At 73.5% G+C, this 20338-nt stretch carries 16 protein-coding genes and 2 pseudogenes; 9 read left to right on the forward strand and 9 right to left on the reverse strand.

The annotated features are described in order from the left end of the window. Positions 1-104 precede the first annotated feature (104 nt). Positions 105-335, forward strand: coding sequence for an SCO5555 family protein (locus tag IE273_RS32040; protein WP_030649187.1), 231 nt, complete (start codon positions 105-107; stop codon positions 333-335). A gap of 136 nt (positions 336-471) precedes the next feature. Next, complete coding sequence (locus tag IE273_RS32045; RefSeq protein WP_189818663.1) at positions 472-1134, forward strand: HU family DNA-binding protein; 663 nt, start codon at positions 472-474, stop codon at positions 1132-1134. Positions 1135-1205: 71 nt separating this feature from the next. On the opposite strand, the gene IE273_RS32050 is transcribed toward IE273_RS32045, so the two are convergent. Then, entirely contained in the window at positions 1206-1409 is a 204-nt protein-coding gene (locus IE273_RS32050) for a hypothetical protein (protein ID WP_014675226.1), read from the reverse strand. Positions 1410-1544: 135 nt separating this feature from the next. After that, positions 1545-2183, reverse strand: coding sequence for a 2-phospho-L-lactate guanylyltransferase (gene cofC / locus IE273_RS32055; protein ID WP_189818664.1), 639 nt, complete (start codon positions 2181-2183; stop codon positions 1545-1547). A 153-nt stretch (positions 2184-2336) separates the two neighbouring features. On the opposite strand from cofC, the gene IE273_RS32060 reads away from it, so the two are divergent. The 3 genes from IE273_RS32060 to IE273_RS32070 all read left to right on the forward strand — a co-directional run bounded on the left by IE273_RS32060 (position 2337) and on the right by IE273_RS32070 (position 5435). Further along, the gene (locus tag IE273_RS32060) at positions 2337-3107 is read left to right on the forward strand and encodes a lysophospholipid acyltransferase family protein (RefSeq protein WP_189818665.1); all 771 of its coding nucleotides are present in this window, start codon (positions 2337-2339) and stop codon (positions 3105-3107) included. Beyond that, entirely contained in the window at positions 3104-4114 is a 1011-nt protein-coding gene (locus tag IE273_RS32065) for an NAD(P)H-dependent glycerol-3-phosphate dehydrogenase (protein ID WP_189818666.1), read from the forward strand. Before IE273_RS32060 ends, IE273_RS32065 begins: the two co-directional genes overlap by 4 nt. A 163-nt stretch (positions 4115-4277) precedes the next feature. Continuing rightward, on the forward strand, positions 4278-5435 hold the full coding sequence (locus tag IE273_RS32070) for a D-alanine--D-alanine ligase family protein (RefSeq protein ID WP_189818667.1): 1158 nt from the start codon (positions 4278-4280) through the stop codon (positions 5433-5435). A 12-nt stretch (positions 5436-5447) separates the two neighbouring features. Here the strand turns inward: IE273_RS32070 and IE273_RS32075 are convergent, their stop codons facing one another. Together IE273_RS32075 and IE273_RS32080 are read right to left on the reverse strand one after the other, a co-directional pair. After that, on the reverse strand, positions 5448-5969 hold the full coding sequence (locus IE273_RS32075) for a DUF3515 domain-containing protein (protein WP_189818668.1): 522 nt from the start codon (positions 5967-5969) through the stop codon (positions 5448-5450). Between the two features lie 20 nt (positions 5970-5989). After that, positions 5990-6223: an Lrp/AsnC family transcriptional regulator gene (locus tag IE273_RS32080; protein WP_014675232.1), complete on the reverse strand. Its 234-nt coding sequence runs from the start codon at positions 6221-6223 to the stop codon at positions 5990-5992. 204 nt (positions 6224-6427) lie between these two features. On the opposite strand from IE273_RS32080, the gene IE273_RS32085 reads away from it, so the two are divergent. Together IE273_RS32085 and thiD are read left to right on the forward strand one after the other, a co-directional pair. Continuing rightward, positions 6428-7393, forward strand: a complete 966-nt coding sequence (locus tag IE273_RS32085; protein WP_189818669.1) for a thiamine-phosphate kinase — start codon at positions 6428-6430, stop codon at positions 7391-7393. Then, the gene (gene thiD / locus IE273_RS32090; RefSeq protein WP_014675234.1) at positions 7390-8184 is read left to right on the forward strand and encodes a bifunctional hydroxymethylpyrimidine kinase/phosphomethylpyrimidine kinase; all 795 of its coding nucleotides are present in this window, start codon (positions 7390-7392) and stop codon (positions 8182-8184) included. Before IE273_RS32085 ends, thiD begins: the two co-directional genes overlap by 4 nt. Positions 8185-8231: 47 nt before the next feature. Here the strand turns inward: thiD and IE273_RS32095 are convergent. From IE273_RS32095 to rpmB, 3 genes and pseudogenes are all read right to left on the reverse strand, one after another. Beyond that, a pseudogene (locus IE273_RS32095) lies at positions 8232-8825 on the reverse strand (Rossmann-fold NAD(P)-binding domain-containing protein); the annotation flags it as partial. A gap of 118 nt (positions 8826-8943) precedes the next feature. Further along, positions 8944-10674, reverse strand: a pseudogene (locus IE273_RS32100) (AfsR/SARP family transcriptional regulator); the annotation flags it as partial. Positions 10675-10814: 140 nt separating this feature from the next. Further along, complete coding sequence (rpmB, locus tag IE273_RS32105) at positions 10815-11000, reverse strand: 50S ribosomal protein L28 (RefSeq protein ID WP_003993230.1); 186 nt, start codon at positions 10998-11000, stop codon at positions 10815-10817. 260 nt (positions 11001-11260) lie between these two features. Between rpmB and fakA the strand changes: the two genes are divergently transcribed. Next, complete coding sequence (fakA, locus tag IE273_RS32110) at positions 11261-13033, forward strand: DAK2 domain-containing protein (protein WP_189818670.1); 1773 nt, start codon at positions 11261-11263, stop codon at positions 13031-13033. Between the two features lie 13 nt (positions 13034-13046). On the opposite strand, the gene IE273_RS32115 is transcribed toward fakA, so the two are convergent. Both IE273_RS32115 and IE273_RS32120 read right to left on the reverse strand, forming a co-directional pair. Further along, positions 13047-16064, reverse strand: coding sequence for a tetratricopeptide repeat protein (locus IE273_RS32115; protein ID WP_189818671.1), 3018 nt, complete (start codon positions 16062-16064; stop codon positions 13047-13049). After that, the gene (locus IE273_RS32120) at positions 16061-17899 is read right to left on the reverse strand and encodes an HSP90 family protein (protein WP_189818749.1); all 1839 of its coding nucleotides are present in this window, start codon (positions 17897-17899) and stop codon (positions 16061-16063) included. The genes IE273_RS32115 and IE273_RS32120 overlap by 4 nt, the downstream gene beginning before the upstream one ends. Before the next feature lie 198 nt (positions 17900-18097). Between IE273_RS32120 and recG the strand changes: the two genes are divergently transcribed. Then, complete coding sequence (gene recG / locus IE273_RS32125) at positions 18098-20305, forward strand: ATP-dependent DNA helicase RecG (protein ID WP_189818672.1); 2208 nt, start codon at positions 18098-18100, stop codon at positions 20303-20305. Positions 20306-20338: the final 33 nt, after the last annotated feature.

The following is a 20338-nucleotide window of genomic DNA, read 5'->3' on the forward strand; positions in this document are numbered from 1 at the left end:
GTGAGTGCTGTGTTCATGTCTTCCGCAAGTGCCTGGAAGGCCATTTGAGGCGGTAGTTGCACCCTGCGCAGGCGACAACTCGCCCCAGATGGCACAATCTGTGCATGGAACACGACGGCCAACTACAGCTCTATACGGCAGTCGCGAACCAGCTCAAGGAAGCGCACGCAAGGGTGCGCGCACTGCAAGTCCCGGAGGGCGTACGGATGGCGCTGACCCGGAAGCTGCTGGTCATTACGGCCGCGGCCAAGCACGATCTCGCCGACGCGGCAAGGCGGCTCGATCGGTTCACGGCGGATCTCGACGCGGGTCGGATCCCGGAAGAGGACCGCTGAACCGTCCGGGACAGCCGAGTCCGTTGCGGCACAAGGGTGATAAGCCCGTTTCGTGTTTGATTTGCGGTATATATCTGCCTAACGTGCGAAAAAGCTTGAACACTTTCGTTCTGGCGATGTCTCCGAAGGGGAAGACGTGAACAAGGCGCAGCTCGTAGAAGCGATTGCCGACAAGTTGGGGGGCCGCCAGCAGGCCGCCGACGCTGTCGATCATGTTCTGGACGCCATCGTCCGCGCGGTCGTCGGGGGCGAGCGGGTCTCCGTCACCGGCTTCGGGTCCTTCGAGAAGGTGGACCGCCCCGCCCGCTACGCGCGCAACCCTCAGACGGGCGAGCGGGTTCGGGTCAAGAAGACCTCCGTGCCGCGCTTCCGCGCCGGTCAGGGCTTCAAGGACCTGGTGAGCGGTTCGAAGAAGCTCCCGCGCGGGGGCGAGGTGGCGGTCAAGAAGGCGCCGAAGGGCAGCCTGTCCGGCCCGCCGCCCACCATCGCGAAGGCCGCCGGCAAGAAGGCCGCCGCCAAGAAGACGGCGGGCGCGGCGAAGAAGACCGCGGCTACCGCGGCGAAGAAGACGGCGGCGAAGAAGACCACCGCCGCCGCGAAGAAGACCACGGCGAAGAAGGCTCCCGCCAAGAAGACCACGGCGACCGCCAAGACCACCGCGACGAAGGCCGCCGCCAAGAAGACGACGGCCAAGAAGGCTCCGGCGAAGAAGGTCACCGCCAAGAAGGCCCCGGCGAAGAAGTCGACGGCCCGCAAGACCACCGCCAAGAAGACCACCGCCCGCAAGGCGACGTCGTAAGGCCGCCAGGGCATTCACGCGCCGGGCCGGACTCCCCTGGGGAGCCCGGCCCGCGGCGTGTGTAAGGACGGTCAGAGGGTTTGAAGGGTTACGAGGGTGATCCGCAGGGCGCCGCCCTCGGACTCCGTCTCGATCCGCACCCGCTGGCCCGGGCGCAGCAGCCGCAGTCCGCCCCGGTCGAACGCCGCCGCGTCGAAGGGGACCGGGGTGCCGTCGTCGAGGAGCACCTGGCCGCTGCGGGTTTCGGGGTCGTAGGTGTATGCGGTCGCTTGCATGGCGGCCAGCGTAGTGCGTCCCGCGGTTCGCCGTTGGGGTGCGGGCCGCACCCCGGCTGCGGGGCCGTCGTGGTTGCCCGCGCCCACGCGGCGGAGCCGCACATCGATACAGCCCCGCGCCCCCTCCGGGGCGCCTCAGGGGCCCGGGATGAGGAGCCCCGCCGACGCCGCCGCCGTATGCGGGCCCACGCCCAGTGTCAGTGCCGCTCGCAGGTCCGCGGCCGTGTCGACGTCCTGGCGGACCGAATCCACCCCGGTGAGCGCGAGTTCCACCGCGCCGGAGGCCCGGTGGCGGGCACGGGAATCGATGCCGAACGCCGGCCGCAATTCACGATCGCCGGCCGCCGCCAGCAAAGTCGTGCCCAGTGCCGCCGCGTCCGCGAGAAACGCGCGCGGGAATTGCGAAGCCGCTGCCAGTACCCGGGACAGTTCCGCCGGACGCAGCGCCGGCAGATCGGCGTTCAGGGCCGCCACCGCGGCGCCGGGACGGATCGCGTGTACGACGGCCGCGCCGTGCGCCAGCGCGGCGTTCAGGCCGCTGCCGGGGGAGTCGGGCACGATCCGCGCGCCCAGCGCCGCGAGCTCCCGGCCGGCCAGTTCGTCGTCCGTGACGACCGCCACATCCGACACCGCCGGACACGCCACCGCCGCGGCCACCGTGTCCTGCGCGAACGCCAGTGCCAGGCCCGGGCGCACCCCGTCGTCGGCGGTGTCCGCGAGCCTGCTCTTGGCCCGCGTCAGGGGCTTCAGGGGGATGACCAAGGTCCACTGCACCGGCGTACCGTCCCTCTCTCGTCGCGCTCATTGTCCCCCGCGCCATCCGGTGCCGCGGGGGGCGGGGCGTACGGTGTTCTCGACAGACCGGCGGCCCGGGGCCACACTTGTGCGGCCCCCGCCGGGGTTGCAGCCCTAGAGGAAGGTGTCCTTGTGTCCCGCCGCAGAATCGGCTTCTGGTACCGCTTCGCCGCGGTGATCTGCAAACCGCCGCTGGTGGTTCTGATCAAGCGGGACTGGCGTGGAATGGAGCACATTCCGACCGAGGGCGGATTTATCACCGCGGTGAACCACAATTCCCACGTGGACCCCTTCGCGTACGCGCACTATCAGTACAACACCGGACGGGTCCCGCGATTCCTGGCGAAGAGCGGCCTTTTCAAGAAGGGATTCGTGGGAGCCGCCATGCGCGGCACCGGGCAGATCCCCGTCTACCGCGAGTCCACGGATGCCCTCAGCGCCTTCCGGGCCGCGATCGACGCCGTGGAGCGCGGCGAGTGCGTCGCGTTCTACCCCGAGGGCACCCTCACCCGCGACCCGAACGGCTGGCCCATGACCGGCAAGACCGGCGCCGCCCGGGTCGCCCTTCAGACCAAGTGCCCGGTCATCCCGGTCGCGCAGTGGGGCGCCAACGAACTGCTGCCGCCGTACGCCAAGAAGCCGAACCTCTTCCCGCGCAAGACGCACCACGTGCTCGCGGGACCCCCCGTGGACCTCTCCCGTTTCTACGGCCAGGAGATGACCCCGGAGGTGCTGAAGGAGGCCACCGAGGTCATCATGGCGGCCATCACCCGCCTGCTGGAGGAGATCCGCGGCGAGAAGGCGCCCGAGACGCCCTACGACCCGCGCCGTGAGCGGATCGAGCAGCGCCGCCGCACCCAGGCGCAGGCGGAGGGCCGGCAAGTGGAAGGGCAGAGCAAGTGAGCGCACCGGTAAGGGTGGCGGTCTTCAGCGCCGGTTCGTGGGGCACCGCCTTCGGCATGGTGCTCGCCGACGCCGGCTGCGAGGTCACCCTGTGGGCCCGCCGGCCGGAGGTCGCGGAGGCGATCAACACCACCCGGACCAACCCCGACTACCTGCCGGGCGTCGAACTCCCCGAGAACGTCAGGGCCACCACCGACCCGGCCGAGGCGGCGGCCGGCGCCGACTTCACGGTCCTGTCCATCCCCTCCCAGACCCTGCGTGCCAACCTCGCCGAGTGGGCCCCGCTGCTCGCCCCGGACACCGTCCTCGTCTCCCTGATGAAGGGCGTCGAACTCGGCTCCACCATGCGGATGAGCGAGGTCGTCGAGGACGTCGCCAAGGTCGGCGCCGACCGGATCGCGGTCGTCACCGGACCCAACCTGGCCCGCGAGATCGCCGCCCGCATGCCCGCCCTGGCCGTCGTGGCCTGCACCGACGAGCGGGTCGCCCAGCGGCTCCAGGCGGCCTGCCACACGCCGTACTTCCGGCCGTACACCAACACCGACGTGGTCGGCTGCGAACTCGCCGGCGCGGTCAAGAACGTCATCGGGCTCGCGGTGGGGATCGCCGACGGCATGGGGCTCGGCGACAACGCCAAGGGCTCGCTCATCACCCGCGGCCTCGCCGAGACCACCCGGCTCGGCCTCGCGATGGGCGCCGACCCGCTGACCTTCTCCGGACTCGCGGGCCTGGGCGACCTGGTGGCCACCTGCTCCTCGCCGCTGTCCCGCAACCACACCTTCGGCACCAACCTCGGCAAGGGCATGACCCTGGAGGAGACCATCGCGGTCACCAGGCAGACCGCCGAGGGCGTCAAGTCCTGCGAGTCCGTGCTGGATCTGGCCCGCGGGCACGGTGTCGACATGCCGATCACCGAGACGGTCGTCAGCATCGTGCACGAGGGCAAGTCACCGGTCGTCGCGCTGAAGGAACTGATGGCACGCAGCGCCAAGCCCGAGAGGCACTGAGCCCGGGAGACGCCGACCCCGGCAGACGCCGGGCCCGGGGAAGGCGTCGAGTCCGTTCGGCAGGGGCTCGGCACGACGGTGAGCGACCGTCCGTGCGACGCTGAGCGACGGCCCGGGAGCGCGCGCTGACTTGGGCGCTACCTACGGGTACTCTCAACGCGATATGAGCACCGAGAACCTTCCCCACAGCCCTGAGCAGCCGTCGCGCAAGCCGCGCGTGGCCGTCGTGTTCGGTGGGCGCAGCTCCGAACACGGGATCTCCGTGGTCACCGCCGGCGCCGTCCTCAAGGCCATCGACCGGACGAAGTACGACGTCCTGCCGATCGGCATCACCACGGACGGCCGCTGGGCGCTGACGGCCGACGAGCCGGAGCGGATGGCCATCACCGACCGCCGCACCCCCAGCGTGGCGGAGCTGGCGGAGTCGAACGAGGGCGGCGTGGTGCTCCCCGTCGACCCGGCGAACCGCGAGGTCGTCTACAGCGAGCCCGGCTCCGTGCCCAAGGCGCTCGGCGAGGTCGACGTGGTCTTCCCGGTGCTCCACGGCCCCTACGGCGAGGACGGCACCCTCCAGGGCCTGCTGGAACTGTCCGGAGTGCCCTACGTGGGCTCCGGCGTGCTCGCCTCGGCCGTCGGCCAGGACAAGGAGTACATGAAGCGGATCTTCACCTCCTACGGGCTGAAGGTCGGCCCCTACCTGGTGATCCGGCCCCGCGAGTGGGCCCGGGACGAGTCCGCCGCCCGCAAGAAGATCATCGACTTCGCCGGCGCGCACGGCTGGCCGCTGTTCGTGAAGCCCGCGCGCGCGGGTTCGTCCATCGGCATCACCAAGGTCGACGACCTGTCCGGCCTGGACGAGGCGATCGCCGAGGCGCAGGCCCACGACCCGAAGATCCTGGTCGAGGCGACCCTGCGCGGCCGTGAGATCGAGTGCGGCGTCCTGGAGTTCGAGGACGGCCCGCGCGCCTCCGTCCCGGCCGAGATCCCGCCGCCGGACGCGCACGCGTACTACGACTTCGAGGCCAAGTACATCGACTCCACGCCCGGCGTCGTCCCGGCCCCGCTCACCGAGGAGCAGACCGCCGAGGTGCGCCGGCTCGCCGTCGAGGCGTTCGAGGCGACCTCCTGCGAGGGCCTGGTCCGCGCGGACTTCTTCCTCACCGAGGACGGCGAGTTCGTGATCAACGAGATCAACACGATGCCCGGCTTCACGCCGATCTCGATGTACCCGCAGATGTGGCAGGCGAGCGGGATCAGCTACCCCGAGCTGGTGGACCGCCTGGTGCAGGCGGCGCTGCGCCGCCCGACGGGGCTGCGCTGACCCCGTCGGGTCTCATCCGCGCATGGAGGCGATCCCCTTCGGGATCGCCTTCTTCACGGCCGGCGCCAGGTCCGCCATCACCTGGGCGCTGTCGTCCGGCCCGGACAGCTTCTCGGGCAGGGTCACCTGCACGTACGCCCGGCGATTGGACGTGGTGAACCGCCAGGTGCCGTCGCCCTGCTTCTCCATCAGCCAGTCGACGCCGTTCACCCCGCCGCCGATCGCGTTCGGGTCGTCACCCTGCGCCACCTTGGCGTCGATCATCTTCGGCGGCCGGACGACGCCGCAGCGCAGTATGATCGCCGGGCTTCCCCAGCCCGCCGTGTAGGCGGACCGGGGCTCGGGGTCGACGCGGGTCCGCCCGTCCACCGTCCGCGGCAGGACCTTGTCCAGGTCCCGGCAGAGCGGGGCGGTCCGCGTGTCTGGGGTGGGAACCGCCACGGTGCCGCTGTCGTCCGCCGTGGAACAGCCCGCGACCGCGATGAGCAGGGCCGGCGCGAGCAGGGCGAGGGGCCGGTGACGGAAGATGTTCACCGGCCAAGCGTAGACGGGGGCTACAGATGCACCACCGGACAGGTCAGGGTGCGCGTGATGCCGTCCACTTGCTGGACCTTGGCGACCACCATGCGACCGAGATCGTCGACCGTCTCGGCCTGGGCGCGCACGATGACGTCGTACGGCCCCGTCACGTCCTCGGCCTGGATCACTCCGGGAATCTTGCTGATCGTCTCGGCGACGGTCGACGCCTTGCCGACCTCCGTCTGGATCAGGATGTACGCCTGTACCACGGAACCTCCAGGGCGGCCACGAGGATCATGTGGGGAAAAGGAACGCCACGGTATCGCGTCGCCGCTCCCCGAGGGGAGACCTGCGGGAACCGGGCTTGCGCGCCAGGGTGCAGGCACGACGGAAGTTGACGGTCACCTCGACCGTATCGGGGACACTGGTGACGCGCGACCGGGCGTGGCAAGGCACAGAAGGGGCTTGAGGCAATGAAGGGCACAGTGGGTGAGCTAGGTGAGTTCGGGCTCATCCGGGAGCTGACCTCCCGTCTCACCACCACCCCGGTGGTCCGGGTCGGCCCCGGCGACGACGCCGCGGTGGTCGCCGCGCCCGATCGGCGGGTGGTGGCGAGCACCGACATCCTGCTGGAGGGCCGGCACTTCCGCCGCGACTGGTCCACGGCCTACGACGTCGGCCGCAAGGCCGCCGCACAGAACCTCGCGGACATCGCCGCCATGGGCGCCGTGCCGACCGCGCTGCTGCTCGGCCTGGTCGTCCCCGCGGAGCTGCCGGTCACCTGGCCGACCGAGCTCATGGACGGCCTGCGCGACGAGTGCCAGGTCGCCGGCGCCTCCGTGGTCGGCGGGGACGTCGTACGCGGCGACACGATCATGGTGTCGATCACCGCGCTCGGCGATCTGCGCAACCAGGAGCCCGTCACGCGCGCGGGTGCCCAGCCCGGCGACCTCGTGGCCGTCACCGGCTGGCTGGGCTGGTCCGCGGCCGGGTACGCGGTGCTCGTCCGCGGTTTCCGCTCGCCCCGCGCCTTCGTGGAGGCCCACCGGCGCCCCGAGCCGCCGTACCACGCGGGCCCGGCCGCCGCCGCGCTCGGCGCCACCGCGATGTGCGACGTCAGCGACGGTCTGATCGCCGACCTCGGGCACATCGCCGAGGCCAGCAAGGTCCGCATCGACATCCGCTCCGGCGCGATCGACATCCCGACGCAGATGAACGACATCGGACAGGCCGTCGGCGTGGACCCGCTCCAGTGGGTGCTCACCGGGGGAGAGGACCACGCGATCGTGGCCACCTTCCCGCCGGACGTCAAGCTCCCGGCCCGCTGGAAGGTCATCGGCGAGGTCCTCAACCCCTCCGCGCTGCCCCAGGTGACCGTCGACGGGGCGCCCTGGACCAGCAAGGGCGGCTGGGACCACTTCGGGGACATCGAGTCATGATCCCCCGGGTGCTCACGGTGGCCGGCTCGGACTCCGGCGGCGGCGCCGGCATCCAGGCCGACCTGAAGACGATGCTCGCGCTCGGCGTGCACGGCATGAGCGTGCTCACCGCCGTCACCGCGCAGAACTCCGTGGGGGTGCAGGGCGCCTGGGAGCTGCCCGTGGAGGCGGTCCGGGCCCAGTACCGCAGCGTCGTGGACGACATCGGCGTCCAGGCCGTGAAGACCGGCATGCTGGCCTCCGCCGAACTGGTCGAGGCGGTCGCCGAATTGATCTCCGGCACGGACGCACCGGCCGTGGTGGACCCGGTCGGCGTCTCCAAGCACGGCGACCCGCTGCTGGCCGCCTCCGCCCTGGACTCCGTACGGACGAAGCTGCTGCCGGTGGCGACCGTGGCCACCCCGAACCTGGACGAGGTGGCCCAACTCACCGGCGTCCGCGTCCAGTCGGAGGACGATCTGCGACGTGCCGCCGCGGCCGTGCTGGAGTTCGGGCCGCGCTGGGTGCTGGTCAAGGGCGGACACCTGGCGGGCGACGCGGTGGACCTGCTCACCGACGGCTCCGAGGTCCACCTGCTGCGGGCGCCCCGCCACGACAACCGGCACACCCACGGCACCGGCTGCACCCTCGCCTCCGCCATCGCCTGCGGCCTGGCCCAGGGACAGCCCGTGCCGGAGGCGGTCGCGGCGGCCAAGGAGTACGTCACCGGGGCCATCGCCGCCGGGTTCGCCCTCGGCGCCGGGATCGGGCCCGTGGACCACGGGTGGGCGCTCAGGCGGGACACCCCCTGAGCACCAGGCGGGGCACTCGCCCTGGTCAGGCGAGGTAGTCGCCGAGGTCAGGCGGGGTGGTCCCGGAGCTCGATCGCGGTCGCCGCCCTCTCCGTCAGCCGCTTGGAGAAGCCGGCCAGTGGCCGGGAGCCGAGCAGCCGGTACATCCGGTCCCGGCTGCGGATGCGCCGCTCGGTGGCCGGGGCGAAGAACGGCCCCGCGTTGCCGGAGATCTTCTGGCAGCCCCTGGCGAAGTCGCGGACCCGGCTCTCGTAGGCGGCCGGCGCGACCCGGTGATCGCCGCCCGCCAGGGCCAGCTCACCGGCGAGGACATGCGCGCCGACGATCGCCACACCCGTGCCCATGCCGCCCATCGTCGCCCCGTACCCGGCGTCCCCGAGCAGCGCCACCCGGCCCTGGACGAGACGGTCGACGTGGATCTGGGCGATGGCGTCGAAGTACAGGTCGTCCGCCTCCGCGAGGCCCTTCAGCACGGCCGGCGTCTCCCAGCTCGTCCCGGCGAACCGCTCGGCGAGGATCCGCTTCTGCGCCGCGACGTCCCGGCGGTCGTACGCCAGCCGCTCGGACCGGAAGACCAGCAGGGCGCCGGCGCGCTCCGGGTCGCCGTCGTAGTTGCTGAGTCCGACACAGCGGCCGGGCTCGCCGGCGGGCATCGGCGGACGGCTCGCCGGGCGTGGTGCCGGGCCCTTGGGGGGCCGTGGACGTGGTGCTCCGCTGTGGGGGGCCGGCGGGAATGGTGCCCGGCTGTCGGGGACCCGTGAGTGACTCGGCGGCGAAGGCGCGGATCGTCTCCAGCATCCGGTAGCGCCCGTCGGACACCTCCAGGAACGACTTCTCGACCAGGGACGCCAGCGGATCCTCCGGGTACGGCACCCCGCAGACGGCCGCCACGGCGTCCAGCGTGGCCCCGCCCGCGCAGACGGTCAGCCTGCTCGCCAGGTCCCGTTCCGCCGCGTCCAGCAGCTCCCAGTTCCACTCCACCACCGCGCGCAGCGTGCGGTGCCGGGGTGCCTTGGCCCGGTCCCCGCGCGCGAGCACCCGGAACCGGTCGTGCAGCCGGTCCGCCAGCTCGTCCACCGAGAGGGTGCGCAGCCGGGCCGCCGCCAGTTCGATCGCCAGCGGCAGCCCGTCCAGCGCCCGGCAGATCTCCGCCACGCGTGCGTGGCCGTCGAAATCGGGCCGCACCGCCCGCGCGCGGTCCAGCAGCAGCCGTACGGCCGGCTCCTCGGGCAGCGGCGGCACCGGCACCAGCACCTCGCCCGTGATGCCCAGCGACTCCCGGCCGGTCGCCAGGACGCGGACCCCGGGGCAGGCACCGAGGAGCAGCGCGGTCGTGCGTGCGGCGGACTCGACCAGGTGCTCGCAGTTGTCGAGCACCAGCAGCACCTCACGGTCCGCCAGCGCGGCCAGCAGCCGGTCCAGGGCGTCCGTGGCAGGGCTGCGGAAGCCGTCCCGCGCCCCGAGCGCCGCCGGCACCGCGTACGGGATCCGGGCCCCGTCGGTGAGGGGCGCGAGTTCCACCAGGCAGACGTCTCGGGCGGCGGCGGGGCGGGTGTCCGCGCCGGTGGCGGACCGCGTCGCGCTCGCGTCGGTCCAGGCGCGGGCCGCCGCCTCCAGGGCGAGCCTGGTCTTGCCGACGCCGCCGGGACCCGTCAGCGTCACCAGGCGGGAGTCGGTGAGGGCGCGGTCGATCCGGGCCAGTTCCGGTTCGCGGCCCACGAAGCGGGTGAGCTGGGCCGGCAGGCGCGGGCGGGCCGGGGTCTGCGACCCGTCCCGGAGCAGGTCGAGGTGGAGCGCGGACAGGGCGGGCGACGGGTCGGCGCCCAGCTCGTCGGCGAGGCTGCGCCGCGCCTCCTCGAACACCGCGAGCGCCTCGGCGGACCGCCCGGCGGCGTGCAGGGCCCGCATCAGCTGCCCGTACAGCCGTTCGTCCAGCGGACGCTCCCGGAGCAGCGCCCGCAACCCGGGCACCAGCTTCGGCCCGCCCCCGAGGCCCAGCTCCGCGTCGGTCCGGTCCTGGACGACGGCCAGCCGCAGCTCCTCCAGCCGTGCCCGGTCGGTGTGCGCGTCCGGCAGGTCGGGCAGCGCCGGCCCGCGCCACAGCGAGAGGGCGTCCCGCAGGAGGACCGCCGCCCGCTGATGATCGCCGGCGGTGAGCGCCGTACGGCCCTCGGCGGCCAGGCGTGCGAAACGGTGGACGTCGACCGCGTCCGGGGCGACGGCGAGGGCGTAGCCGGCGGGAACGGCGTCGACGCCGGCGTGCGGCGCGAGACGCCGGCGCAGGCGGGAGACCTGGGACTGCAGCGCGCCCATGGCCCCGGCGGGCGGCTCGGCGCCGTACAGGCCGTCCAGCAGGCGCTCCACGGACACCGCGCGGCCGGCGTCGAGCAGCAGCAGCGTGAGCAGGGCGCGGGGCCGGGGACCGCCGGGGTCGAGGGGAGTGCCGTCGTCGGTGCGGATCTCGACCGGGCCCAGGATGCCGAAGCGCATTCCGTGGATTCTGGCAGGCGGCGGCCGTTCATGAGCCGCACTCACGCCGCACTCACGGGTACGGCAAAAAGCCGGCCCACCCGGGGGCGGACCGGCTCAGTGCAGCGAACCAGGCAGTGGCCGCGCGCTCAGCTGTAGCGTCAGCGCGAGACCTTGCCGGCCTTGATGCACGAGGTGCAAGCGTTCACGCGCTTCGGCGTCCCGCCGACCACGGTACGCACACGCTGGATGTTCGGGTTCCAGCGGCGGGACGTACGGCGGTGCGAGTGCGAGATGTTGTTGCCGAAGCCCGGCCCCTTGCCGCAGACGTCGCAGTTGGCAGCCACGGGTCACTCCAAAGACTTCAGATGCACTTACGGTTGATCCCGGCATGCCGGGAATCGAGATCCTATAAGACCTGAATCTTGAGTGGCGCTGCCAGGGGAATGGCCCGATCGGATCGGGCAACCGGAGCAGCATACAACGACTGCGCCCGTACAACGAAACTACCATGGCAGCTCAGACCCCCGTCCCCGGCCCTCTTCCGGAGGACACCGGTCCGGGGTCTACGCTGCGTCCCACGTCAAGCCAGCTCAAGGAGGCGCAGGTGACGCAGGTACCGCAGACATTCCTCGATGCTCTCGCGGTGCGCACCTGGTGCGGTCTGGCGCTCCGGGCCCTGGGCAGGGCCCGTGAGGAGATCGACGCGATCAACGTCTATCCGGTGGCGGACGGTGACACCGGGACCAATCTGTACCTGACCCTGGAGTCGGCGGCGACGGCCGTGGAGGCGGTGTTCGCCGGGTACGAGACCGGCTCCGGGGAGCCCGCGCTGGCGGACGCCGTCCGGGCCATGGCCCACGGGGCGCTGATCGGGGCCCGGGGCAACTCGGGGACGATCCTCGCGCAGCTCCTGCGCGGGATGGCACAGGTGCTCGCGGACGACGGTGACGCCTCTCACATCGACGGCCCGGGGCTGCGACTGGCTCTGCGCCGGGCCGCCGACTCCGCCCGGCAGGCCGTCGCCCACCCCGTCGAGGGCACGGTGCTCACGGTCGCCTCGGCCGCCGCCGAAGCCGCCGAGGGAGCCGAGGGCGACTGCCGGACGGTCGCGCGGGCCGCCTACGAGGGAGCGCGGGCGGCCCTCGCGGCGACCCCGGGCCAGCTCGCCGTGCTGGAGCGGGCCGGCGTGGTCGACGCGGGCGGCCGGGGGCTGGTGGCGGTGCTGGGGGCGCTGGTGGAGGCGTTCACGGGGGAGGCGGTACGGGAGCCTCCGGCACGTGAGCTTCCGGTACGTGAGTCACCGGTACGGGAGCTTCCGGTACGCGAGTCCCTGCTGCGGGAGATCCCGCGGCCCCAGGGAGCCGTGTCCGTACCCGCATCCGCTCCCGATGGCGACGCACCCGCGCACGCGCGCGTGGCGGCCACCGAGCGATGCGCCGACGCGGCCGGACCCGGCGGACCGGCGTTCGAGGTGATCTACCTCCTGGAGGCCGACGACGCGGCCGTGGCCCGGCTGCGCGCGCGGCTCGACGCCCTCGGGGACTCCCTGGTCGTGGTCGGCGGCGACGGGCTGTGGAACGTCCATGTGCACGTCGACGACGCCGGCGCCGCCGTGGAGGCCGGCGTGGAGGCCGGGCGGCCGTACCGGATCCGGATCACCCACTTCGGACTCGGCGATGTGCACACCGGCCGCGAGCGCCCGCCGCGCGAGCGTGCCCAGCGGGCGGTCGTCGCCGTCGTACCGGGCGAGGGGCTGGCCGGGCTGTACGCCGAGTCGGGCGCGACCACCGTCCTCGCGCGCCCCGGCGAGCCGCCCGCCAGCGGGGAGCTGGTGCAGGCGGTACGGCGGGCCCACGCGCGGGAGGTCGTGCTGCTGCCCAACGACGCCGACCTGCGCCACACGGCCGCCGCCGCGGCCGAACAGGCCCGCACCGAGGGCATCCGCGTGGCCCTGATCCCGACCCGCTCGGCGGTCCAGGGCATCGCCGCGCTCGCGGTGCACGAGCCGGGGCGCCGGTTCGACGAGGACGTCGTCCAGATGACCTCGGCGGCGGGCGCCACCCGGTACGCCGAAGTCGTCGTCGCCGAGCGCCAGTCCTGGACGACGGCCGGCATCTGCCAGGCCGGGGACGTGCTCGGCCTGATCGACGGCGATGTCGCGGTGATCGGCGCGGACGTCACCGCCACCGCCCGCACCCTCCTGGACCGCATGCTCCAGGCCGGCGGCGAACTGGTCACGCTCGTCGTCGGCGACGAGGCGCCCGGGACCGTCGCCGCGCAGCTGGAGGCACGCGTACGGGAGTCCTACCTGGCCGTGGACACGGTGGTGTACCGGGGCGGCCGGCAGGGGGCGCTGCTGCTCATCGGCGTGGAGTGACGGCGGGGACGGCTCAGCCCCGTTCGGCGTCCTCCTCCGCCTGCTCATGTGCCGCCTCCAGCAAGCAGGCCGCCTCTTCCCGCAGGGCCAGGACCGTCTCGTCCCCCTCACCCGCGCCCTCGTAGGCCGCGAGCACTCCACGCGCGCGTGCCGCCGCCCGCGCCGGACGGCCGAGGTCCGCCTCCAGCCGGCCCGCGGCCAGTTCGGCACCGGTACGGTGGTGCAGCCCGGCCGCGCCGAGCGTCGCGAACACCGCCACGGCCCGGGTCATCTGCTCCAGCGCCGCCTCGAACGCGGCCCGGACCGCCGGGTCCTCGGTCTCCTCGGGCGCCTCGGGCGCCGAGCGGGCCAGCAGCTCCGCGAACTGCCGGTAAGTGCCGCCCAGTTCGGTGGCCAGCTCCTCCCGCTCCGCCTCCTCCGCCACCGCCAGCGCCGTCTCGCACTCCCGGACCGCCTGGGTCATCAGCGCGTGGGCGTCCGCCGCCCCCGGCTCGCCGTCGAGGGCGAGCCAGGCGCGGGCGCGCAGCGAACGGACCAGGAACGGGGTGTTGCCGAGCGCGCGCCACAGCTCGCCCGCGCGCGCGTACGCGCGGTCCGCCTCCGCCGCCAGCCCGGCGTTGCCCAGTGACTCGGCGGCGAGGTGGGCGAGCGTGGCGTGGTCCTGCTGCTCGGGCCAGTGCCGCGCGAGGTCGGCGGCCTTGAGCCGCTGTTCGGCGGCGGCCCGGTGCTCGCCCAGCTCGGCCAGGCAGTCCCCGAGCCACCAGCGCGCCTGGACGACCGTCCCGTCGCCGTGCGTGCCGGCGCAGAGGTCGGCCAGCGCGGACTCCAGCACCTCGGCGGCCTCCGCGTACCGGCCCCGGCGCAGCAGGTACCCGCCGAGTTGGTGCCGCGCCCAGGCGCCCAGGGTGCCGCTCTCACCGGCCTCGTCGGCCCAGTGCGCGGCCTCCAGCGCGTGCTCGGCCGCCTCACCGGGCGCGTCCCGGCCACCGAGCACCTCGGCGAGCTGAAGGTGCAACTGGGCCCGTCCGACCGGCTCCACGTACGGCGCGCCGTGCTCCAGGGCCGCACGCAGCGCCCCCTCGGCCCCGGCCAGGTCACCGGCCTGGTGGGCCAGGGCGGCGACCTGCACCTGGTACTCCAGCGCGAACCAGGGAAGACCGGCGGCCACGTACGTGCCGGCGGCCCGCCGGAACAGCTCCGCCGCCCGTCCGGCGTCCCCGGTCACCCCGGCCAACTCGCCGAGCATGGCCCACGCCTCGGCCCCCCGCGCCGCCAACCGCATGTCACCGCCACCATGCCCGCCGACGAGCGCCAACACCTCCCGCACGGCAACCTCAGCCTCAGCGACGCCGGGCCCGGTCTCCGGGACGGCCTCCCCGGAACCCGCCCCGGTGAACTGCTCGAACTCCTGGCCCCCGCCGTCCCCGGCGCCCCTCCCCACCGTCTCGTGCACCCGGCGCATCAGTACCCGGGCCCGGCTCATCGCCACCGACGCCGTCTGGCGCACTCCGGTGCCCTCGTCGGCGTACAGGGCGAGTGCCTCGTCGTACAGGGACGTGACGGTGGTGAGGGCCGTGTCCGGCTCGCCCGTCAGGGCGCGGATGTACGCCCCGCGCGCGCGTGCCGCCAGGGCCTCGCCGGGGTCGCCCGCCTCCGTGTACAGGGCCGCCGCCCGCTCGAACAGCTCCAGCCCCTCCGGCCCCCGCGCCATCGCCTCGTGGTCGGCGACCTCCGCGCGGTCGCGTGGTGTGAGGCCGGCGCCGTCCGGCGCCGCCCGTGCGACCGCCGCCCAGGCCTCCAGGGCCTGCGGTCGCAGCGTGTCCGACAGGCGCCGCGCCTCGGCGAGCAGGGCGGGCAGGTCCGGTTCGGCGGGGGTCGCCGGCGACAAGGGGGCGACCGCCGGCGCCGGCGCGGGACGTACCGTACGCAGGCCCAGCGGGAGGCGGTCCACCAGCGGGCGCTGGGCGATGCGCGCGCGGACGCGGTCGCCGACGGCGGACGTGCCGTTGCGCCGGTCGAACCGCTCGGCGAGCTCCGTCGCCTCCGCGCGCGCGTGCGCGGCGAGTTCCCGCGCGGTCCAGGTCCGTCCGGCCGGCCCCGGCACCCGCTGCCCGCCGTGCCCCAGCTCGGCCAGCCGGTCCATCAGCAGCGTCACCACGGCCAGGAAGTCCAGCCGGCTGCGCGGATGCCCGGTGTCCGTGAAGTACGCCGGCCGCTCCGCCAGCAGCTCCAGACCGCGCGCCTCGTTCCCGGTCAGCGCGCAGAACTCCACATGATCGGCGTACGCGCCCCGCATGCTCTCCATGGACCGCACCAGCCGGAAGCCCCGCAGATGGTGCGCGCGGGCCTCCTCGACGCGCCCCAGCCGCAGCAGCGGGGCCAGCGAGGAGGCGAGCACGTTGTGCGGCTCGTGGGCGCACGCGAACTCGCCCTCCAGCACCGGCCGCCACAGCCGGAGAGCCTCGGCGTCCCGACCGCACCGCGCCTGCCAGGCGCCCTGCCCGCGCAGCTCGCAGGCGTGGCAGTCGGCCATCCGGTCCCGGTCGGCGGCCAGCCACGCCGCGTACGCCCGCTCCGCGCGCGCGACGTCCCCGATGTGCGCGGCCACACTGAACTCGGCGCTGCGCACGGCCCGTTCGGAGTGTCCGGCGAGCCGGTAGCGGTGCTCCATCTCGCCCAGCCACTTCTCGACCGAGGCGAGCGGGATGTGCGGCTGGTCCAGCATGCCCGCCGACATCCACTTGAAGACCCAGTACAGCGAGTGCGTCTCGTACGCGTCGAAGTCCTCGGGCCGCTCGTCCCACATGCGCAGCAGCCGCGCGAACGGGACGAACATCTTGTCCTTCTCGGAGCTGTAGTTGTAGACCTTCAGCTGGTGCCCGAGCGCCTCGATCACGGCGAGCGGGATGTCCAGCTTCTCTGCCTCGGCGAGCAGCTGCTCCGCGCGCGCGTTGCGGGCCGGGCCCTCCGGCTGCTCGGAGTTCTCCGCCAGCGCCCGGCGCAGCGCGTCGAAGTCGGTGATCTCACTCATCGTCCGTCCCCCTCCCCGTGGGTCGCCCATTCGAGCAGCCCGATGAACGCCCGGTTGAGCAGCGCCGAGTCGGCCGGCCTGAGCGGGCGCCGCGCCATCAGCAGGGCCTGGCCGTACAACGCCTCGCTCGCGGTGCCGATCAGCTCCGGGTCGCCGAGCGAACCGATCCGCCGGACCAGCGGGTTGAGGTGGTTGAGGACCAGACGCGCGCGCGGGGCGCTGCCGCGCAGCGAGCCCAGGATGCCCGCCCACAGGTCGTCGGCCTGCTCCTCGGCCACCGCGCGGGCCTGCTCGTGCCGGGCGGCCCGGTCGTCCAGGTGCAGCGCGGGCACGGACAGCGGATGGAAGGCCCGCAGGACGACGTCGCAGCCCAGCGGGTCGAGCCGGTCCCGCGCGGCGGCCAGGAACCCGGACAGCGCCAGCTCCTCCGCCGGGTCGACCGCGTCCAGGTGCGCGGTCACGGTGTCCGCGTCCAGCTCGGCGACCACCGTCCCCGGCCGCACCCGCGGCAGCGCCTCGACCAGCTCGCTGTCGTAGGTGTAACCGCCGTTGACCACCCCGACGCCCTGCGCGGCGGCGATCGGCGCGACCTGCCGGTACTCCTCGACCGTCCGCGTGAAGTGCACCACCGGGTGCCGCCGCGCGAACTCCTCCAGCGGGAGCTGCCCGTCGGTCGTCTCGAACGGCAGCCACGGCAGCATCGTGCGCAGCATGCCGGCGTCGTGCCGGGCGAGGGACTTCACGCCCAGGTGGTGCACGGCGAGGAAGGCCGCGAGGCGCTCCGGATCACCGGCCGCGAGCCCTGTCAGCCAGGACCGGATCCGCGTCCCGAGCGCGTCCCGCACGGCGGCCAGCGTCTCGTCCTCGTACAGCGACTCGCGCGAGGCGGTCGGCCGCAGGCTGTCGGTGTCCAGGACGCAGCGCACGAAGAACGCCCAGTCCGGCAGCAGTTGTTCGGCCCGCTCGGTGAGCAGCATGCCCTTCAGGTGCACCCGATGGGTCGCCCGCTGGGCCGGGCTGACCGCCGACGGCAGCACGTACGCCACCCCGCGGACCCCGGCCACCGGCACGTCGAGGTCGATGGAGTCCAGCGGGGTGAACCCGAACAGCTCACGGCAGTGCAGGGCCAGCGCCGCCCGGCGGCCGGCCGGACCGGGATGGGCGCGGTCCCAGGGCGCGGGCAGCTCGGTGACGGGCTCGTCGCCGACCCGCACGTCGTACGGCAGCAGCGAGCCGAAGTCCCGGGCCAGGGCGCGGACCCGCTCCGGCGCCAGCCACTCGGCCGCACCGGCCCGCGCGGTCAGGTACACGGTCGTACCCGGCTCGGGCCGCTCGGCGTCGGGCAGCGTGCGCACGGTGTACGAGCCGTCGTCCCGGGCGGTCCACTCCACCGGCGGGGCCCCGGGCGTGCGGGCGCTGCGGCTGACCACCCGGATCCGCTCGGCGACGACGAAGCAGGCCAGCAGCCCGATGCCGAACTGGCCGAGGAAGTCCGACCGGGCCTCCTCCAGGCCCTCGGCCCGCTTGGAGCTGCGGCCGATGGTCGCCAGCAGGCTGTGCACGTCCGGCTCGGTGAGCCCGACACCGGTGTCCTCCACCCGCAGCCCGCCGTCCGCCGCGTACAGCCGGATCCGCGCCGGGGCGTCCGGTTCGGCGGCCCGACGGGCGGTGACGGCGTCCACGGCGTTCTGCAACAGCTCGCGCAGATAGACCTTGGGGCTGGAGTAGAGGTGATGGGAGAGCAGGTCCACCAGACCACGCAGGTCGACCTGGAAGCTGTGAGGTGGATGAGGTGACTGGGATGGCTGGGATGCCTGAGAGCTGTGGGAGTCCATCGTCACTGCGCCGGAGGGGGGCGAGCGTGCGGCGCGGGGTCGGGCGGTCCCGGCGGGGCGGTGACCGCGAAGGATGGCCGGAGCGCGCCATCCTAGAGCCGGGACGCGTGCCTGACCAGGAGTTTCCCTGATGTTTACGGCATCCGGCCGGGAATCCGCAGGGCAGGGTGTACGGCATTGTCAGTGCCGTGGTGTGCAATGGATCTCGTGCCCGCACTGCAAGAACCGCTCAAGAAGGTGCTCGGCCCCGCCACCGCGAAGGTGATGGCCGAGCACCTCGGCCTGCACACCGTCGGCGACCTGCTCCACCACTACCCGCGCAGATACGAGGAACGCGGCCAGCTCACGCACCTCGCCGACCTCCCCATGGACGAGCACGTCACGGTGGTCGCCCAGGTCGCCGACGCCCGCCTGCACACCTTCGCCTCGGCCAAGGCACCCCGCGGCAAGGGCCAGCGCCTCGAAGTCACCATCACCGACGGCAGCGGCCGGCTCCAGCTCGTCTTCTTCGGCAACGGCGTGCACAAACCCCACAAGGAGCTGCTGCCGGGCACCCGCGCGATGTTCGCCGGCAAGGTCTCCGTCTTCAACCACCGCCTCCAACTGGCCCACCCTGCCTACGAATTGCTGCGAGGCGACAGCGAGGAGACCGTCGAGACCTGGGCGGGCGCCCTGATCCCGATCTACCCGGCCACCGCCAAACTGGAGTCCTGGAAGATCGGCAAAGCCGTGCAGACGGTCCTCCCGAGCGCCCAGGAGGCCCTCGACCCCCTGCCCGACACCCTCCGCGCGGGCCGCGGCCTGCTGCCGCTCCCCGAGGCCCTCCTCAAGATCCACCGCCCGCACACCAAGGCCGACATCGCCGACGCCCGCGCCCGCCTGAAGTGGGACGAGGCCTTCGTCCTCCAGGTCGCCCTGGCCCGCCGCCGGCACGCCGAGACCCAGCTCCCCGCCGTCCCCCGCGTCCCCAGGCCGGACGGCATCCTCACGGCCTTCGACGACCGCCTCCCCTTCACCCTCACCGAGGGCCAGCGGAAGGTCTCCGAGGAGATCTTCGCCGACCTCGCCACCGCCCACCCCATGCACCGCCTCCTCCAGGGCGAGGTCGGATCGGGCAAGACGATGGTCGCCCTGCGCGCCATGCTCGCCGTGGTCGACGCGGGCGGACAGGCGGCCATGCTCGCGCCCACCGAGGTCCTCGCCCAGCAGCACCACCGCTCGGTCACCGAGATGATGGGCGAACTGGCAGAGGGAGGGATGCTGGGCGGCGCCGAGCACGCCACCAAGGTCGTCCTGCTCACCGGCTCCATGGGCACGGCCGCCCGCCGTCAGGCCCTCCTGGACCTGGCCACCGGCGAGGCCGGCATCGTCATCGGCACCCACGCGCTCATCGAGGACAAGGTCCAGTTCCACGACCTCGGCCTGGTCGTGGTGGACGAACAGCACCGCTTCGGCGTGGAGCAGCGCGACGCCCTGCGCGGCAAGGGGAAGCAGCCCCCGCACCTCCTCGTCATGACGGCCACCCCCATCCCGCGCACGGTCGCCATGACGGTCTTCGGCGACCTGGAGACCTCGGTCCTCGACCAGCTCCCGGCCGGCCGCTCCCCGATCGCCAGCCACGTCGTCCCGGCCGCCGACAAGCCCCACTTCCTGGCCCGCGCCTGGGAACGGGTCCGCGAGGAGGTCGCGAACGGCCACCAGGCGTACGTGGTCTGTCCCCGGATCGGGGACGAGGAGGACGATCCCAAGAAGTCCGGCAAGAAGAAGACGCCCGAGGACGAGGCGGAGAAGCGTCCTCCGCTGGCCGTGCTCGACGTGGCCGACCAGCTCGGCCGCGGCCCGCTGAAGGGCCTGAAGGTGGAGGTGCTGCACGGCCGTATGCACCCCGACGACAAGGACGCCGTGATGCGCCGCTTCGCCGCGGGGGAGACGGACGTCCTGGTCGCCACCACCGTCATCGAGGTCGGCGTCAACGTCCCCAACGCCACGGCCATGGTGATCATGGACGCCGACCGCTTCGGCGTCTCCCAGCTCCACCAGCTGCGCGGCCGGGTCGGGCGTGGCTCCGCCCCCGGCCTGTGCCTCCTGGTCACCGAGATGCCCGAGGCCAGCGCGGCCCGCCAGCGCCTGGGCGCCGTCGCCTCCACCCTCGACGGCTTCGAACTCTCCCGCATCGACCTCGAACAGCGCCGCGAGGGCGATGTCCTCGGCCAGGCCCAGTCCGGCGCCCGCTCCAGCCTCCGGGTCCTGGCGGTCATCGAGGACGAGGAGGTCATCGCGGAGGCGAGGCAGGAGGCGGCGACGGTGGTCGCGGCCGACCCGGACCTGACCGGCCTCCCGGCCCTGCGGACGGCCCTGGACGCCCTCCTGGACGAGGAGAGGGAGCAGTACCTGGAGAAGGGCTGAGGTGCAGCGTCCCCGCCGCCTGCCAGACTGAGT

The sequence above is a fragment of the Streptomyces olivaceoviridis genome, from assembly GCF_014650115.1.
Classification (GTDB): domain Bacteria; phylum Actinomycetota; class Actinomycetes; order Streptomycetales; family Streptomycetaceae; genus Streptomyces; species Streptomyces olivaceoviridis.

Coding starts and splice junctions, on each gene's coding strand:
- IE273_RS32050 (WP_014675226.1), bottom strand. CDS start 1,409: ATGCAAGCGACCGCATACACCTACGACCCCGAAACCCGCAGCGGCCAG.
- recG (WP_189818672.1), top strand. CDS start 18,098: ATGGATCTCGTGCCCGCACTGCAAGAACCGCTCAAGAAGGTGCTCGGC.
- IE273_RS32070 (WP_189818667.1), top strand. CDS start 4,278: ATGAGCACCGAGAACCTTCCCCACAGCCCTGAGCAGCCGTCGCGCAAG.
- IE273_RS32115 (WP_189818671.1), bottom strand. CDS start 16,064: ATGAGTGAGATCACCGACTTCGACGCGCTGCGCCGGGCGCTGGCGGAG.
- thiD (WP_014675234.1), top strand. CDS start 7,390: ATGATCCCCCGGGTGCTCACGGTGGCCGGCTCGGACTCCGGCGGCGGC.
- IE273_RS32120 (WP_189818749.1), bottom strand. CDS start 17,899: ATGGACTCCCACAGCTCTCAGGCATCCCAGCCATCCCAGTCACCTCAT.
- IE273_RS32085 (WP_189818669.1), top strand. CDS start 6,428: ATGAAGGGCACAGTGGGTGAGCTAGGTGAGTTCGGGCTCATCCGGGAG.
- IE273_RS32040 (WP_030649187.1), top strand. CDS start 105: ATGGAACACGACGGCCAACTACAGCTCTATACGGCAGTCGCGAACCAG.